Origin of the sequence: Sorangium sp. So ce375 (assembly GCF_051473855.1) — a bacterium.
GTDB lineage: Bacteria > Myxococcota_A > Polyangia > Polyangiales > Polyangiaceae > Sorangium.
The window spans coordinates 4,932,945-4,950,124 of sequence record NZ_CP150335.1 but is presented as its reverse complement, the minus strand read 5'-3'; the positions used below and the strand labels follow the sequence as shown (position 1 = coordinate 4,950,124).

Annotated in this window: 13 protein-coding genes; 5 read left to right on the top strand and 8 right to left on the bottom strand. The window is 72.0% G+C overall.

The window, feature by feature from the left end:
* Positions 1-48 precede the first annotated feature (48 nt).
* Both WME90_RS18360 and WME90_RS18355 read right to left on the bottom strand, forming a co-directional pair.
* A complete protein-coding gene (locus WME90_RS18360; protein ID WP_437282448.1) occupies positions 49-1,929 on the bottom strand; it encodes an inositol monophosphatase family protein in 1,881 nt (626 codons plus the stop codon).
* 29 nt (positions 1,930-1,958) lie between these two features.
* A complete protein-coding gene (locus tag WME90_RS18355; RefSeq protein WP_437282447.1) occupies positions 1,959-2,276 on the bottom strand; it encodes a LysR family transcriptional regulator in 318 nt (105 codons plus the stop codon).
* A gap of 105 nt (positions 2,277-2,381) precedes the next feature.
* Here WME90_RS18355 and map point away from each other — a divergent pair, with 105 nt between their 5' ends.
* Complete coding sequence (map, locus tag WME90_RS18350) at positions 2,382-3,131, top strand: type I methionyl aminopeptidase (RefSeq protein WP_437282446.1); 750 nt, start codon at positions 2,382-2,384, stop codon at positions 3,129-3,131.
* A 48-nt stretch (positions 3,132-3,179) separates the two neighbouring features.
* Here the strand turns inward: map and WME90_RS18345 are convergent, their stop codons facing one another.
* Both WME90_RS18345 and WME90_RS18340 read right to left on the bottom strand, forming a co-directional pair.
* Complete coding sequence (locus WME90_RS18345; protein WP_437282445.1) at positions 3,180-3,671, bottom strand: hotdog fold domain-containing protein; 492 nt, start codon at positions 3,669-3,671, stop codon at positions 3,180-3,182.
* 75 nt (positions 3,672-3,746) lie between these two features.
* Positions 3,747-5,369: a protein kinase domain-containing protein gene (locus tag WME90_RS18340; RefSeq protein WP_437282444.1), complete on the bottom strand. Its 1,623-nt coding sequence runs from the start codon at positions 5,367-5,369 to the stop codon at positions 3,747-3,749.
* A 173-nt stretch (positions 5,370-5,542) separates the two neighbouring features.
* Here WME90_RS18340 and WME90_RS18335 point away from each other — a divergent pair, with 173 nt between their 5' ends.
* Positions 5,543-6,799, top strand: coding sequence for a dicarboxylate/amino acid:cation symporter (locus WME90_RS18335; protein WP_437282443.1), 1,257 nt, complete (start codon positions 5,543-5,545; stop codon positions 6,797-6,799).
* 110 nt (positions 6,800-6,909) lie between these two features.
* Positions 6,910-7,326, top strand: a complete 417-nt coding sequence (locus WME90_RS18330) for a hypothetical protein (protein WP_437282442.1) — start codon at positions 6,910-6,912, stop codon at positions 7,324-7,326.
* Positions 7,327-7,587: 261 nt separating this feature from the next.
* Here WME90_RS18330 and WME90_RS18325 read toward each other — a convergent pair whose 3' ends face one another.
* From WME90_RS18325 to WME90_RS18310, 4 genes are all read right to left on the bottom strand, one after another.
* A complete protein-coding gene (locus tag WME90_RS18325) occupies positions 7,588-7,905 on the bottom strand; it encodes a hypothetical protein (protein ID WP_437282441.1) in 318 nt (105 codons plus the stop codon).
* A 120-nt stretch (positions 7,906-8,025) separates the two neighbouring features.
* Positions 8,026-8,427 carry an SPW repeat domain-containing protein gene (locus WME90_RS18320; RefSeq protein WP_437282440.1) on the bottom strand — a complete coding sequence of 134 codons (402 nt, stop codon included), beginning with the start codon at positions 8,425-8,427 and terminating at the stop codon, positions 8,026-8,028.
* 279 nt (positions 8,428-8,706) lie between these two features.
* Positions 8,707-9,744: a M23 family metallopeptidase gene (locus WME90_RS18315; RefSeq protein ID WP_437282439.1), complete on the bottom strand. Its 1,038-nt coding sequence runs from the start codon at positions 9,742-9,744 to the stop codon at positions 8,707-8,709.
* 239 nt (positions 9,745-9,983) lie between these two features.
* A complete protein-coding gene (locus WME90_RS18310) occupies positions 9,984-11,426 on the bottom strand; it encodes a DEAD/DEAH box helicase (protein ID WP_437282438.1) in 1,443 nt (480 codons plus the stop codon).
* 554 nt (positions 11,427-11,980) lie between these two features.
* Here WME90_RS18310 and WME90_RS18305 point away from each other — a divergent pair.
* Positions 11,981-13,273, top strand: a complete 1,293-nt coding sequence (locus WME90_RS18305) for a hypothetical protein (protein WP_437282437.1) — start codon at positions 11,981-11,983, stop codon at positions 13,271-13,273.
* Between the two features lie 480 nt (positions 13,274-13,753).
* Positions 13,754-16,993, top strand: a complete 3,240-nt coding sequence (locus tag WME90_RS18300; RefSeq protein ID WP_437282436.1) for a UvrD-helicase domain-containing protein — start codon at positions 13,754-13,756, stop codon at positions 16,991-16,993.
* Positions 16,994-17,180 lie beyond the last annotated feature (187 nt).

Here is a 17,180-nt window from a genome sequence, read left to right as displayed (position 1 = left end):
CAAATAAACGGCAAGTGTTCGAAATTGCTTCTATTTTATCCTCGCGACTCATAGGAACTCCGATGAGTCACGCTCGTCCGACTGCGCGCGCTGGCCGGCGGCGAGGAGCGCCTCGGCCAGGAGCATCGCGTCGACCGGCCAGAGCTCGGGCGGCCGCCGGTGCTTCGCCCCTGCCTCGGGGAGCGGGCGGCAGCTGAGCACGAGGCGGCGGAAGCGGTCGGGGACGGCGTCCCGGCCGTGCGCCGCGCCGAGCAGCGCGCCGGCGATCGCGGCGTTCGTATCTGTGTCGCCGCCGGCCATCACCGTGTCGACGAGCCCCTGCTCGACCGAAGGCGCGTGGAGGAGCCGGTAGAAGGCGTTCTGCAGGGCGATGAGGACCCAGCCGGCCTGGTGCGAGAAGCTCGGCGGCGGGGCGCTGCGCGCGGCCGTGAGCGCGGCGACGACCGCGCGCTCGCCGCTCCGCTCCGCCTCGTCGAGCGCGGCGGCGCACGCGCCCTCGACGCCGGCGCCGCCCACCGCCGCCGCGATCGCCGCGACGAACGCGGCGGAGGCGGCGCAGCAGACCGGGTGGGGGTGCGTGAGCGCGCTGTCCTCGCGCGCCCAGGCCGCGGCCTCCCGCGGGCGGCCCGCGCCGAGGACGCCGAGCGGCGCGGCGCGCATCACCGAGCCGTTCGCCTCGCTGGTCAGGCTCGCGGCGGCGCGGGCGCGCTCGCGGCGCGCGTCGGGCAGCGGCGCGCCCGCTGCGGCCCTGAGCGCGGCCGCCGTGGTGTTGCCGATGTCGAACGGGCCGGAGCCGTACCAGTGCACGTAGGCGTCGAGCGCGGCCTCCGCGACGAAGCCGCGCTTGCGGACGATCGAGCGCGCCAGCATGAGCGCCATCTCGGAGTCGTCGGTCGGCTGCCCGGCCAGCGTGCCCCACGTGCCGCCGTCGGCGAGGTCACGGACGCCGCCGGGGTAGAGCTGCGCGATCGGCTCCGCCGTCCGGAACTCGACGAGCGCGCCGAGCGCGTCGCCCGCGAGCTGGCCGAGCAGGCAGCCCTGGGCGCGCGCGAGCGCGCCAGCACCCTCGACGAGCAGGCTGCGCGAGGGGCGCAGGAGCCCGTACGTGCCCTGCGGCGGCGGGATGCGGCCGTGGATGACGGCGTTCCACGGGCGGCGCACGAGCTCGCGCACGACCGCGGGGGCGCCGCCGAAGAGGCGGCAGACCTCGCCCTCGCCCTGCGCGGTGTACGCGATGGGCGCGCCGTCGTCGTCGACGAGCTCGCCGCCCGCGGCGCGCACGAGCGCGTGCCCGGCCGCATAGTCCCAGCTGCGGGGCCGGCTGAGCGAGACCGCGGCGACGCCCTCGCCGGCCGCGGCCAGGGCGAGCCGGTAGGCGAGGCTCGGGAGGGCGAGGAACCGCGCGGGGGCGACGCAGCGGGCGTTGCGGGCCGGGAGGTAGTCCGCCGACTGCGAGAGCAGCACGACGGCGTAGCGATCGAGCGCGCCGCCGGCGAGCGACGACGAGACGGCGGCGCCGTTGCGCCGGATCGGCCCGGCGCCCTCGGCCCAGGCGATGAGATCTCCGTCGTCGTCGGGGTAGGCGTACGCGAAGACGACGCCGAGCACCGGGGTGCCCTCGCGGAGGAGGCCGATGGAGACCGAGGCGCCGCGGTAGCCGTGCAGGAAGGACGCGGTGCCGTCGTGCGGATCGACGATCCAGCGGTGCGACGGGTCCGCGCCGTCCCGAGCGCCGGTCTCCTCCCCGAGGAACGCGTAGGGGGTTGCCCGTGTGAGCGCGTCGCGCAGCAGGAGCTCGACCTCCACGTCGACGTCGGCGCTCGTGCCGGCGCCCCGGGGGCCGCCCGGGCGGTGGAACTCCGCGCGGAGGAGCGCGCCCGCGCGGCGCGCCGCATCGACGGCCAGCGCGAGCTCAGCTTCGTAGCCCATGCCGATCCCCTGCCTCCACCCGTGACAGCCTACTCGGTGTGGGCGCGCCGGCAGGGGCCGGCGTCGAGATCGCCCGGGGGAGGCGCGGCGCCGTAGCCGCGGAGATCGGCGACGGCCGCGTCGACCTGCGCGACGATGGTGCGGGCGTGGTCGAGGAACGCCGCGCCGGCCGGCAGGAGCCGCATGCCGCGCGCGGTGCGCTCGAACAGCCGCGCGCCGAGCTCGTCCTCCAGGCCGCGGATCTGCCGGCTGAGGGGCGGCTGCGCGATGTGGAGCCGGCGCGCGGCGCGGCCGACGTGGCCCTCCTCGGCGACAGCGATGAAGTAACGGATCTGCGAGAGGCTCACGCGGTCGATTCTAGCCCGAACGCCGCGCGCGTGAGGAGCCGCGCGCGATGGCCCGAGATCAAAACGGTATTGGATGGCCGCACGCCGCGCGCGCATACGCCTCGCATGGACGTGGACATCCTTCGGCCTCGCGCGTGCGAGGCGATGCGGCGCGCAGGGCGCGCGGCGGCGGCGACGCTGGCGGCGGTCGGGGCGCGGCTTCGGCCTTTCGTGACGACGGCGGACATCGACCAGTGGGTGCGCGAGGACACAGCGCAGCGCGGGGGCCGTCCGAGTCAGCTCGGCTACAAGGGCTTCCCCGCGGCGGTGTGCACGAGCCGGAACCACGTCGTGTGCCACGGGATCCCGCGGCGCGACGAGGTGCTCCTGCCGGGCGACATCATCAACGTCGACGTGACCACGGAGCTCGACGGCTATCATGGCGACACCTCCGCGACGTTCTTCATCGGGGAGCCGAGCGCCGAGGCGCTGCACGTGGTGGACGTCGCCAGGCGCTGCCGGGACGCGGGCATCGCGGTCGTGCGCGATGGGGCGCGGCTCGGGGATATCGGCGCGGCGATCGAGGAGATCGCGCGGGCGGAGGGCTGCGGCGTCGTCCGCGAGGTCGGCGGGCACGGCATCGGGCGGAGGATGCACCTGCCGCCGCACGTCTCGCACACCGGCGTGCGCGGGGCGGGCATGCGGCTCCGCGCCGGGATGGCCATCACGATCGAGCCGATGGTCAACCTGGGCTCGCACCGCATCCGCACGCTCGACGACGGGTGGACCATCGTCACGGAGGACGGCAGCCTCTCGGCGCAGTTCGAGCACACCGTGCTCGTCACCCGGGGCGGCTGCGAGATCCTGACGCTCTGAGCGCGGCTTGGGGGCCTGCGCCGGGGCGTCGCGACGCCCGCGGCGGCGTCACACCCCCTTGGTCACCCAGGCCCAGACGAACTCGCACTCCATCGGCGACTCGCCGCTCTCGTCCGTCACCGTGACGGCGACCGCCACGTCCCCTTTCGGCAGGTCCAGGAGGGACTGCCTCTGCTCGGGCGCGAGGGTCGCGACCGCGCGCAGCCTGCCTCGGGCGCGGCGGGTGTAGTCGATCTTCATGCTGCGAAGGAGCGGCAGCTTGTCGTCCGGCAGGTTGACGGCGACGACGAAGCCGGTCGCCGTCTCGGCCAGGAGCCCCGCCGCGGCGGCGTGCACCCCGCCGATGTGGTTCCGCACCCTGCGCCCGTTGGCGAGCTGCAGCGCCACCCGATCCGAGCTGACCTCGTCGAACTGGATCCCGGCGGTCCCCGTGAACGGCACCAGGCGCTGGAACAGCACGGTCTGCGCGCGCGTGCGCAGGAAGGACGGGAGCGCCTGGAGCGGCGCGAGCGAGCGGGCGATGAAGTTCTGCTGGGACATGGGGCCTCCGAAGGACGGCGAGCTTAGCGCATGAGGCCGTCTCCTCGTCAGGCCGCGGGCGGCGCGGATCCCACGTCAGCGCCGCCGCCGCTGCGGCTTGCTCACCGCGACCGCAGCCTCGTCTTCTGCCTGCTCCGCCTGCTCCGCTCTGGAGCGCGCGGTGTCCGCCTCGACCCGCAGCCTGCCCCGCCGATCCCCCTCCGCCTCGTCGATGCGCTGGCGCAGGGCCGCCGCAGGGCGCCGGTCCTTGCCGATCGCCCTCGCCATGGCCACCTCGTGCCTGCGGCGATGGTGCTCGTGCCACCACCGCATGCGCTCGGCCTCCTCCGCCCAGTCGTCCTCGTGCGCGGTGAACGCGACCAGCGCGTGGATGGCGACGCCGATCGCCCAGCCCAGCGGGATGATCGACGCCCAGAGCACGACGCCGAACAGGAAGGCGAGCGTGAGGAGCGCCGCGTTGACGATGAGGTAGACGCCGAGGTGCCGGTAGAAATCGCGGCGCTTGCGCCGGAGCCACGCGGCGCGCTCGGCTGCGGTCGCCGCGCCGGCCTTCCGCTCCGCGTCGCGCGCGCGCAGCGCGCGGCTCGCCTCGCGCAGCGCCTCGGGGGCCACGCCCACCTCCTCTGCCGCGGCGAGCAGGTCGTCGAAGCCGAGGCGCGCGTCGCCCCGCGGGGCGCGCGCCTCGCCTCCATCGGCGGAGGCCTGGCGCTCGATCGCCTGCGCGAGGACGTCGCGGATCTCCTCGGTCGAGAACCGCTGCGCCGCGGTCTCGCCGCCGCGAGGCGCCTCGCCCCCGCCGGGCGCCCGCGCGGGCGGCGCGGACGCAGCGGCGGCGGAAGCCTCGCCCTTCCCGGCCGCATCGAGCGCGCGCACGAGCTCGTCCATCGACGCGAACCGGTCCTCGGGGCGCTTCGACAGGGCGCGCAGCACGACCGCGCCCACCGCGGGCGGAACGGAGGCGGCGTCGAGCAGGGCGCGGTCGGCCTCGTCGGTGAGGATCGAGGCGACGACGGCGAGCATGTCGCCGGCCCCGCGCCAGGGCAGCCTGCCGGTGAGGAGCTCGAAGGCCAGCACGCCCCACGCGAACTGATCCGCGCGCCCGTCGAGCTCGGCGCCGCGGATCTGCTCCGGGGCCATGTAGACCGGCGTCCCGAGCTTGACGCCGAGGGCGGTCAGCGTCGGCAGCGCGGGCGCCTCGGTGGACGCGTTCGGATCGGCGTCGCCGGCGGCGCGGCGCGCGATGCCGAAGTCGAGCACCTTGATCACGCCGTCGTCCCGGACCATCACGTTCTCCGGCTTGATGTCCCGGTGGACGAGCCCCCGCCGGTGCGCCGCCGCGAGCGCTCGGGCGACGTCGGCGAGCCAGGCCACCCGCGTCGAGGCCGGCGCGTCCGCGCCGCCGATCGCGCTGCGCAGGGTGCGGCCTGGCACGAGCTCCATCACGATGAACGGCGTCCCATCGAGCTCGCCGACGTCGAAGATCGAGACCGCGTTCGGGTGGTCGAGCGCCGCGGCGGCGCGCGCCTCGCGGAGCAGGCGCTCGCCGGCGTCCTGGTCCACCGCGCCGCCCGCGATCACCTTGACCGCGACGCGCCGCCCGAGCCGCGCGTCGTGCGCCCGGTAGACGCAGCCCATCCCCCCCTGCCCTATGGCGGCCTCGATCGTGTACCGCTCGAACGAATCGCCCGGCTTCAGCATGGCCGGCGGCGAGCCTAATGGATCCGCGCCGGCTTGGACAGGCAACCCTTGGCCGGGAACGGCACGCGTGGCGGTCGATCCGCGGCCGCCACGCGCACCGTGGCCGTGGAGGGTCCGCGGGCGGCGCGTCAAGTCCGCGGATCACGGCGCCGCGGCTTGTGTAAGGTGGCGTCATGTCATCGCATCGAACGATGCTGCTCGGCGTCGCGGTCGGGGCAGCGGGGGGTCTCACGGCGAACGCTGTCGCGGCAGGGCACCCGGCGCTCACGTGGGTCGTCGATCACATCACCTACCCGGTGGGCCAGATCTTCCTGCGCCTGCTGTTCATGCTCGTGCTTCCGATCCTGTTCTCGGCGCTCGTCATGGGCGTCTGCGAGCTCGATCTGAAGCACGTCGGTCGGCTCGGCCTGCGGACGCTGGGCTACACGGCCGTCGTCTCGAGCATCGCGGTGCTGATAGGCCTCGTCCTGGTGAACCTGATCCGCCCCGGCGATGGCCTGCCCGAGGCGGTCCGGAGCCTCGCGCGCAGCGGGGGGATCAAGGCGGCGACCGCTCCGGTCGACACCTCGCCGGTGGGGATGATCATCGCGATGGTGCCGGACAACGTCATCAAGGCGGCGGCAGGGGGCGACGTGCTCGCGGTGATCACGTTCTCGCTGCTCTTCGGCATCGCCCTGTCGCTCACCCAGACCGAGGCGGCCTCACGGCTCCGCGAGTGCATCCAGGGGCTGCTCGACGTCTCGATGCGGCTCATCGAGGGGGTGCTCCGGTTCGCGGCGATCGGCGTGGGCGCGCTGCTCTTCACGATCACGTCGCGCATGGGCATCGGCATCATGCAGCAGCTGGCGGCGTACGTGCTCACGGTGCTGCTCGGGCTCGGCCTGCACATGTTCGTCGTCTACTCGCTCTCGGTCCGCTTCCTCGGCGGCATGTCGCCGGCGGCGTTCTTTCGCGGGAGCCGGACGGCGATCGTGACGGCGTTCTCGACCGCGTCGTCGAACGCGACGCTGCCCACCGCGCTGAAGGTGGCCGAGGAGGAGCTGAAGCTGCCGCCGTCCATCGCGCGCTTCGTGCTGACCGCCGGGGCCGCGATGAACCAGAACGGGACGGCGCTGTTCGAGGGTGTGACCGTGCTCTTCTTGGCGCAGGTCTACGGCGTCTCGCTGAGCTTTGGGCAGCAGGCGACGGTGATGCTGATCTCGGTGCTGGGCGGGATCGGCACTGCGGGCATCCCAGCCGGATCGCTGCCCGTCATCGCGATGATCCTGGGCATGCTCGGCATCCCGCCCGAGGGGCTCGGCTTGGTCCTCGGGGTGGATCGGTTCCTCGACATGTGCCGGACCGTGATCAACGTGGTGGGGGACCTTGCGGCGGCGGTGTTCGTATCGCGGGATCAGCACCCGAAGCCGCAGGAATCCGCCGGGGTTTGACCGGAGGAGGCGCGCGCCCACGCGCGGCGCCTCGCAGCCCTGGAGCGCCCGCTCCCGGCCGTCGGGGCCGAGCCGCTCGCCATCGTTCGTTGGCTCAGGCCGCCATCTTCATGGCGGGCATCATCATGCCCATCATCGGCATCATGCCCGCCATGTTCGGCATCATCATGCCCATCATCGGCATCATGCTGCCCATCATCGGCATCATGCCCGCCATGTTCGGCATCATGCTGCCCATCATCGGCATCATGCCCATCATGTGCGGCATCATGCCGCCCATCGTGTGCGGCAGCATGCTGCCCATCATGTGCGGCATCATGCTGCCCATCATGTGCGGCATCATGCTGCCCATCATGTGCGGCATCATGCTGCCCATCATGTGCGGCATCATGCCGCTCATCGGCATCATGCTGCCCATCATCGGCATCATCGGCATCGGGCTCATTGGCATGTTCATCATGGCTCTCCCCTCGGTCAGTCGTTGCGGGGAGTGGAATAACCCCCTGACCGGACCGGAGCAATGTTGAAGGCTTGGGGCGCCGCGCTTTCATCCAGGGGAGCGGACAGGGCTTCGGACGGAGCGGATGGACTGCCGAACCAAACGGAGGAACCTCCACGATAACGGCAACCAGCGCTGCCGCGCTGGCCGAAAGGAGCCCTCCGGATGAGGGGTACACTGAGGACGGGAGTCTCAGCGACCGGGCCGGGAGGCCATTCCGTTCGGGTCGAGGTGCGCACGGGAACGGGGAGCCGAGCGCAGGCGTAGCGCGCAGCAGCGCAGTCTCCCGTCACTCGTGCTTGAACGTCGCCCCCGTCACCGGATCGCGCAGCAGGATCGGCACGTCCTCGCCGGCGTTCTTCAAGCGCGCTCGCGCCTCCTCGATCGCCTCGTCGACGGCAGCCTCTGCTGCCTCCTTCGTGGCTTCCCCTGCCCCCTCGCCGCTTGCGTTGAGCTGGATCGCTCGCGTGTCCTCCTCGGCCCGACGCGCCCGCTCGCGGTTCGCCTCGGTATCGAGGGCGTCGCTCGTCTCGCCGACCGGCACCACGCTCACGAGGAAGTCGCCCACCCGCAGGCCCTCTTTAACAAGCTTTTTCAGGTCGCTCATCGCGTCGGTCCTCCCGCCACGCATGAGCTTGCCGTAACTCCGTGCGATCCACCACCCCATGTCGCGTCGATCGCCGCGCCCGCCCTCGCCATCGACGATGGAAGCGCCGCTCACGTGCGGCTAGGAGAACGATCGGTGCTCCGGCCGGTAACGAGCGCCGGCTGTCGTCGTCGCATAGGAAGAACGGTAGTCCGTCACGAGCCAGACCAGGCCGACGGCCACGCCCGATACGAGATAGAAGTTCCTTGCCGCGGGCGCCTCATCGAAGTTGAACAGCCACGGCGCCGCGACGAGGAACACGGAGACCGTGGCCTCGAGCGCCCCGTGGACAGGGAACGGGATGATCTTCGCGACCCCCAGCGGGAACGCCGTGAGCAGCGTCATCCCAAGGTGTACGGCGCCCAGGATGTAGCAGAGCGTCTCGGGCAGCCCGCCGAAGCCGAACAGCGAGGGGGCCAGCAGGAACAGCGCTGCAACAGCATAGTCCACAAACCCATGAGCTCGAGGCGACAGCATCTTCATGACCGACTCCTTGCAAAATCGATATCCGGATTCAGTGCCTTCGTCGGTCCAGGAATTTGCAAGGCGCATGCCGCCGAGAGGCTCGGGGGGAGAGGGCTGTCTTCCCCGGCGAGCTCGGCGGCCATTTCATCGTTCCATCGCGCACGAGAGAGGATCGTCAGCGGGACTGTGCGGCGCCGGGCGCATCGACAGCCGTGCTCCGGGGGACCCGGGCCGCGCTTCCGCCCGGAGCAGCGCAGCCACGAGAGCTCATGGTGGGGCACATTGCCCCGCCGTGCGTCACTTCGCGGCGGGGATCAGGAGCTCGGGATCGACCCGTGTCTCGAAGAGATTCATGCGCCAGTCGAGGTGCGGCCCGTTCGTTCGGCCGGTCATTCCGACGGTCGCGATGACCTGACCCTGCTTGACCTCATCGTTCACCTTCACGGCGAAGCCGTGCAGATGGATGAGCGTGGAGGTCAGTCCTTGCCCGTGATCGATGATGATGGTGTGACCGCTCAGCGGCAGATCCTTCTCGACGAGCACGACCTTGCCGCAGGCAGGCGCGCGCACCGGCGTCCCGACCGGCACCGCGATGTCCACGCCCCAGTGGATCCCGCCGTCCGTGCCGTTGAGCAGGCGCGGCTGGCCGTACCGCGAGGTGATGGGGCCCTTCGACGGCCAGATGAAGCCGTTCTTGTAACAGTTCCTCTTCGTGTACTTGTTCCGGATGGCGTCGAGCTTCTTCTCGGTCTGCGTGAGCTTCACGCGCGTCGCCATGTCGAGCTTGACCATGTTCTCCGGGAGGTGGTCGACCTTGTCGACCTCGAACTTGCGAGGCTCCACGTCGAAGAGCTTCTCGAGCACCTGCCCGTCGTCGAACGTGATGGTCAGCTTCTCCTGCGCCGGCGCGGTGCGCGAGAACGCGATCAGGAACTCCCCTTCATCGCTGACGGTCACGCGGTGGCCGGGGAACGCCATGCGGCGCAGCTTGCCGTTCAGCTTGGCGCGCACGAGCCCTCCCTGGACGGCGCGCCCCTCCACCGAGAGCCGGCTGTCGTCGGCCGCGGGCGGCCCGGCGTCGGCCGGGGCCGCGCTCGCCGCCGGCGCCGCGGGATCGCCGGCGTCGGCCGCCGCTGCGGGAGGGGCGCTGGCGTCGGCCTCCACGGTCGCGCTCGCCGCGGCCGGCGCGCTGCTCGCGGAGGCGAGCGGGGCGGCGGAGGCGACCGGCGCTGGATCGGCGGAGGCCTGGGCACCCGTGGCGGACGAGCTCGAAGGAGCACCGCGATCGCAGGCAGCAAACGTAAGCAGGCTTACGAAAATGACGGGGACGCGCATGGCGGCGATCGTGCCAGAGTTTCCGCACATCGACGAGAGAATGTGGATGCGCGGAATGCAGGCATGTACCGGTCGCAAACGGCCGGTGCGTCCTGCAAACGATCGCGGTGCGTCCCAGCGCAGCACCCTCACCCTCGTTGGCGCGCGATACGCCTCGCGAGCGACGGGCTCGCGAGGCTGCACGCATCAGGGCGGTGCGCCGCGTGGTGGGTCGAGCGCTGCTGGCGGTGAGGTGGAGATCAGTTATCGACTCGAGGCGTGTCGTGCCGCGCCTGCGACCGCACCGGAGGCTGTGCCTGCGGCTGCCCCTGCGGCCGACCCTGCGCCTGCGGCCGCGCTGCCCCGTGCACCTGCGGCCGACCCTGCGCCTGCGGCCGCGCTGCCCCGTGCGCCTGCGGTCGAGCTTGCCCCTGCCCCTGGGGCCGAGCCTGCGTTTGCGGCCGAGCTTGCCCCTGCCCGTGGGGCCGACCTCCCGTCGGGTGCCGGCCCTGCACCTGCGGTCGAGCTTGCCCCTGCGCCTGCGGTGCGGACCTGGGGTCGGCCTGGAAGACGGGGATCCCGGGGTCGGCGAGCAGCGGGAGGCGCTTCTGGATGAGCCGCTCGATGTCCGCGAGGTAAGCGCGCTCCTCGCTGTCGCAGAACGAGAGCGCCACCCCCGACGCCCCGGCGCGCGCCGTGCGGCCGATGCGGTGCACGTAGCTCTCCGGGATGTTCGGGAGATCGTAGTTGATCACGTGCGAGATGTCGTCGATGTCGATGCCTCGCGCAGCGATGTCGGTCGCGACGAGCACGCTCGTCGTACCCTGCTTGAAGCTGGCGAGCGCCCGCTCTCGCGCGCCCTGGGATTTGTTCCCGTGGATGGCGACCGCCTCGATGCGCGCGCGGCTGAGCTGCTGGACGACACGGTTGGCGCCGTGCTTGGTGCGGGTGAACACGATCGCCCTGCGGAGCGCGGGATCCTTGAGCACGTGCTCCAGCATCGCGCGCTTGTCGCCGCGCTCGACGAAGACCACCCGCTGATCGATGTTCTCGGCCGTGGAGGCGACCCGCGCGACCTCGACCCGCACCGGGTTTCGCAGGATGTTGTTCGCGAGCTTCTGGATGTCCGGCGGCATCGTGGCCGAGAACAGGAGCGTCTGCCGGCGCTCGGGCAGCATCGCGAGCACGCGCCGGATGTCGTGGATGAACCCCATGTCCAGCATCCGATCTGCCTCGTCGAGCACGAGCGCCTCGAGCCGACCGAACGGGGCGATGCCCTGCGAGCAGAGGTCGAGCAGCCGGCCAGGCGTCGCCACGAGGACGTCGACGCCTCGGCGCAGCGCCTCCATCTGGGGGCGCTGCCCCACCCCGCCGAAGACGACCGCGGTCCGCAGGCCGAGGTTCTTGCCATACGTGGTGAAGCTCTCGCCGACCTGGGCCGCGAGCTCGCGCGTCGGGGTGAGCACGAGCACGCGGAGCCCGCCCTGGCTCGGCCTGCCGCCCTGCGCGAGGCGCTGCAGGATCGGCAGCGCGAACGCGGCGGTCTTGCCCGTGCCGGTCTGCGCGCACCCGAGGAGGTCATTGCCCTCCAGGATGGGCGGGATGGCCTGCTGCTGGATGGGCGTCGGGGCGCTGTACCCTTCGGCCTCGATGGCGCGGAGCAGCGGTTCGATGAGCTTGAGATCGGCAAATTGCATGGACATCGGGCTGGAATCGGGCTGAAGGACAGCCCCTCCTGAGCAAGGGCGGAAAGTACGCCGCGGCACCGAGCCCTCGCCTTGGAGAGGGCTCGATCACGGAGAGCTGCCGCCTCGCGCCCCCTTGAGTGGAGGCTGCGAGGTCCAATGACAGCGACCGAGCACCGCGACCCGTGCCAGGTCAGTCCGAGGCCGCGACTCTAGTACGGCGTGGGGAGGAAGTCGAGGAGCGACCGCGATCCAGCGGCGAGCCGTCGCGCTTTGCGCGGCGCCGCGTGCTGCGCGTGGTGTTGCCCTGCCAGCGTGCAGCGTTGAGCTCTCCACCTACGCCTACGCGCGTTCCCGCGTTCCCGCGTTCCCGCTGTCGTCGCCCTTGCGCCGCCGCCGGAGCCGCGATCGCATCGCTCGCCGTTTGCGGAGCGGCTCCGCGCGCGCGGCGCACCGTGCTAGACCGTCGCCCGAGCGGAGGGCCCGCGTCTCGCGCGCTGCCGCTCGCATCGCCTCGCGTCTTCCCACGACTTCCAGCGTCTTTTCGCCTCGTCGCAACGCTGCCGCACGTTATGGCCGAAACCGCCGAAGCCTCGAAACCGCCGGCTCAGGTCGGGCACTCCGCTCCGGAGCGCCCCGGCCTTCGGCTCCCCCGTCGCCGGCTGCGGCGCTGGGTCCTCGGCGCCGTCGCCGTCCCGGCGCTCTCCGGCGCCGGGTTGTGGATCGCGGTGCACCGCATTCCATGGATGGGCCCGCTCGTCGCCAACGGGCTGCGCTCGGTGATCGGGGCCGAGAACGTGACGGCGCTCGAGGAGACCGCCTACGCCGTCGAGGATCGCGTCCAGCGGCTCTGGCGCAGGAACGAGCCGCCGAAGACGTACTGGGAGGTGCCGGAGCAGCCGGCCCCTGCCGCGGCGGCGGCTCCGTCGATGGCCGCGACGTCCGGTCCGGCAGCGGGCAGCACGGGCCCGGCGGCCGCCTTCCGGCCGACGGACGTCGGCCCCTCGCACGCGGCCTGGTCGGCCCCCGACGACGGGCGGTGGGTGCCCATCGCGGATCGCTCCCATCCCAGCGACGCGCCACGCCTCTACAAGACGCTGATCCACCCGGATCCGAACCGCTCCTGGGCAGAGCTGTTCGTCGTGGCGGTGGATCTCTCGAGGGTCGATGTCCACCTCATGGCCGGCTCGCGGGAGCCTGCGGCGACGACCGAGGAGGGCAAGACGTACGAGCGGCCAGCGAAGATCCCGGAGGCGGACCAGGAGCAGCTGCTCGCGGCGTTCAACGGCGGCTTCATGACCGAGCACGGCCAGTGGGGGATGCGGGTCGACGGCGTGACGCTGGTGCGCGCCCGGGACCAGGGGTGCACGCTCGCGCGGCGCCGCGATGGGCGGCTTCAGATCGGTCCGTGGACGAAGCTTTCGGGGGAAGAGAGCGACATGCAGTGGTGGCGGCAGACGCCGAGCTGCATGGTCGAGGAGGGCGAGCTCCACCCGCTGCTCGGCGTGCCCCAGGTCCGCAACTGGGGCGCCACGCTGGACGGCAACACGGTGATCCGCCGCTCCGCGGTGGGGCTCGACCGCGACGGCAAGGTCCTCTACGTCGGGATCAGCAATCACACGACGGCGCCCGCCATCGCGCTCGGGCTGAGGCACGCCGGCGCCTCGGTCGTGGCGCAGCTCGACGTGAACTGGTCTTACCCGAAGTTCCTGCTCTACGAGCCCGGCGAGGGCGGCGCCCTCGCGCCGGTCGCGCTGGCGAGCGGCTTCGAGTTCTCGGAAGACGAGTACATCCGCAAGCGCTCCCTGCGCGATTTCTTCTACCTGACCCGCAAACCCCAGGCGTCCTCCGCGGCCGCCCCGTGACTCCGTGATGCCTGGCATCGGCCGGCGGTCTTCGCCGGACCGAGGCATGAGGCCGCGGCGATAAGCTCGAGCCCGGCCCCTGTCGAAGGCGTGCGAACACGCACCTGCCCGGCCGCTGCGCGCGGCGTGGCGGCTGCAAGCGCCGTGATCAACGCCGGGTGAGCCTCGCCGCGCGTCCTCTTGCGACGCCGCTCGCGACTCCTGCGGCGCGCCGGTCTTTCACGGCATGAGCGTGGCGTCCAGGCGAGCCGGTCGAACCGCATTGCATCGAGCGAGCACCTTTTACCACGCGAGCGAGCCGATTGAACCGCATTGCATCGAGCGAGCGCCTTTTGCCACACGATGACGTTTCTCGCGCACTCCGACGCATTGCGATCAGCGCACCTCAATTTTCACCCATAATTCATCGATGCCGGCGGTATCCGAGATTGACAGCGCGAGGTAGCTCGATAGGTAAACAGCACCTCACGGCGGATCACCATGCGCTTCTATGCAGATCTCCATGTGCACTCGAAGTACTCCCGCGCGACGAGCGGCGACTGCGATCTCGCGCATCTGAGCTACTGGGCTCAGCGCAAGGGCATCACCGTGCTCGGCACGGGGGACTTCACTCATCCGGCGTGGATGGCCGAGCTCCGCGAGCACCTCGTGCCCGCCGAGCCCGGGCTCTTCCGTCTGCGGGACGATCTCGGCCGCGCGGTCTCGGAGCGGCTCCCCGGAGCCTGCCGCGGAGCGACCCGCTTCGTCCTCTCGGTGGAGATCTCGACGATCTACAAAAAGGGAGAGCGGACGCGGAAGATCCATCACCTCCTCTACGCGCCCGACTTCGACGCGGCGGAGCGGATCGTCCGCGCGCTCGCCAAGATCGGCAACCTGACCGCCGACGGGCGGCCCATCCTGGGGCTCGATTCGCGCCACCTGCTCGAGATTGTGCTGCAGTCGGGCGAGGGCTCCTACCTCGTGCCGGCGCACATCTGGACTCCCTGGTTCTCGGTGCTGGGCTCCAAGGCGGGCTTCGACGCGGTCGAGGAGTGTTATGGCGATCTCGCGCCGCACATCTTCGCGCTCGAGACGGGGCTCTCGTCCGATCCCGCGATGAACTGGCGCGTCTCCGGGCTCGATCGGTACCGGCTCGTCTCGAGCTCGGACGCGCACTCGCCCGCGAAGCTCGGGCGCGAGGCCACGGCCTTCGACGCCCCGCTCGATTACTTCGCGATCCGGCGCGCCCTGGAGACGGGTCACGGCTTCGGCGGTACGGTGGAGTTCTTCCCGGAAGAGGGCAAATACCACCTCGACGGCCACCGCAAGTGCAATGTCGTGCTCTCGCCGGCCGAGACGCGGGCGCTCTCGCTGGCGTGCCCCGCGTGCGGGCACCCGGTCACGGTGGGCGTGCTGCACCGGGTCGAGGAGCTCGCCGATCGAGAAGAGGGAGCGCGACCCGAAGGCGCGAGCGAGTTCCGCAACCTGGTGCCGCTGCCCGAGGTGCTGGCCGAGCTCCACGGCGTGGGCGCCTCCAGCAAGGTGGTGCAGCGGAGCTACGATGGGGTGCTGTCGCGGATCGGCCCAGAGCTGTTTCTCCTCGGCGACGCCCCGCTCGACGAGATCGAGCGCGCCGGGACGCCCCTCCTCGCCGAGGCGATCGCACGCATGCGGGAAGGGCGCGTGATCCGCGACGCAGGATACGACGGCGAGTACGGCGCGATCCGGGTCTTCCAGCCGGAGGAGCTCAAGCAGCGCCGCGGGGGCGGGCTCCTCTTCCAGCAGGAGGCCGCGGCGCCGCAGCCGCCTCCGTCCGGGGCGCGCCCTCCTGCGGCGTCGCGCCCGCCTCCGCGCCGCGGCAGGGCCCACGCCGAGCCTGGCCCGGCGCCGGCCAGCGAGGCGTCCCGCGGCGCGCCGCCTGCGCCGGGCGGCCCGGCGCTGCTCGACGCGCTCGACCCGGAGCAGCGGGCCGCGGCGGAGATCACGGACGGCGCGCTGCTCCTCCTCGCGGGGCCAGGCACGGGCAAGACCCGCACGCTCACGCACCGGATCGCGCACCTCGTCCTCGAACTCGGGGTGCCGCCGGAGCAGTGCCTCGCGATCACCTTCACCCGCCGCGCCGCCGACGAGATGCGCGAGCGGCTCTGCGCGCTGCTCGGCGAGGACGGCGGCCGCGTGCCCGCCATGACCTTCCACGCGCTCGGCCTCTCCCTGCTCCGCGAGCACGCGCAGGGCGCGGGGGGCGCACCGCCCGCGATCGCCGGCGAGCACGAGCGGACGGCGCTGCTCGCCGCGGCGCTCGGCGTCCCGGAGCAGCGGGCGGCCCGGCTCCTCGCCGACATCGCCGCCCTGAAGCGGCGCTACCCGCGCCACGCCGACGCGCACCGGTCGCCGGCCGCCGGCGACGAGATCGACCGTCACGTCGATCGCGCGTGGAAGGTGTACGAGGACGCGCTCGCCGCGCGTGGGCTCCTCGACCTCGACGACCTGATCGGGCACGCCGTCCTGCTCCTGCAGGAGCAGAGCGGAGCGCTGGCCGCGGCGCGCGCGCGGGCCCGGTATCTCTCCATCGACGAGTACCAGGACATCGACGAGCGCCAGTACCTGCTCGTGCGCGCGCTTGTCGCCCCCGGCGGCAACGTCTGCGCCATCGGCGATCCGGATCAGGCGATCTACGGCTTCCGTGGCGCGGACGTGGGCTTCTTCTTCCGTTTCCAGCAGGATTTCCCCGAGGCGCGCGTGGTGCGCCTGAAGCGGAACTACCGCTCGGCGCGTCCCATCGTCGAGGCGGCGCTCCAGGTGATCGCGCCCTCACCGACGCTCGGCGCGCGGGAGCTCCTGCCGAGCGCGGGGGGCGTGGAGCTCGTGGCTGTCCACGAGTCGCCCACGGAAGCCGCCGAAGCCGAGCGCGTGGTCCACACCATCGAGCGGATGCTCGGGGGGTCCACGTTCTTCTCGATGGATAGCGGGCGGGTGGGCGATCCTCTCGGGAGCGGCGAATATGCCTTCTCGGATTTTGCGGTCCTCTACCGGACCGAGGCGCAGTCCGAGCCGCTCCGGGAAGCGTTCGCCCGCTCGGGCATGCCGTTCCAGCGGCGCTCGGATCGCCGCGTCGCCGAGCGCGCGGGCACGGAAGCGCTCGCGCGGGCGCTCGCCGGCGCTCCGCCAGGGCCGCTCGCGGCGCGCCTCAAGGCGGCCGCCGCGCGCCTCCGGGAGGAGGTGGCGCATCCGCCCGGCCTCGCCGGCGCGGCGGACGCGGCGGACCTCACCGAGGCCGACGTGGACGCGGCGCTGGAGCTTCACCTCGCGCTCGCGGAGCGGTGCGGCGGGGACCTCGATCGTTTCTTGATCGAGCTGGCGGTGTGCTCCGAGATCGACGCGTGGGATCCGCGGGCCGACCGCATCTCGCTGCTGACGCTGCACGCGGCCAAGGGGCTCGAGTTCCGGGTGGTCTTCCTCGTGGGGTGCGAGGACGGCCTTCTCCCTCTCCGGTTTCCCGGCAGGGACGAGAGGGATATCGCCGAGGAGCGCCGGCTCTTTTACGTGGGCATGACGCGGGCGCGAGATCGGTTGTTCCTCACCCGCGCCATGCAGCGCGCGCGGCACGGCAAGGTGGTGGAGACCGAAATCTCTCCGTTCGTGCGCGAGGTGGAGGAGCGTCTGCTCCTGCGGGTCGGCCCGTCGTCCGAGGCGCAGAGGAGATCACGCGCCGCAGCCGATCGCCAGATGAAGCTGTTCTAAATCGGTCTCTGTTACACGCGCCGCAGAGCGGCGTTCTCCCCCAGATAAAGCCGTTCCAAAGCGGCTTCTGTTACACGCGCCGCAGAGCGGCGGTCTCCCGCACAGGAGACGGGTCCAGATCGGCGTTTTCGGCGCGGAAGCGCACTCCTGTGCGCTGAGCACCGAAAACGTCGAGATGGGCCCGTAT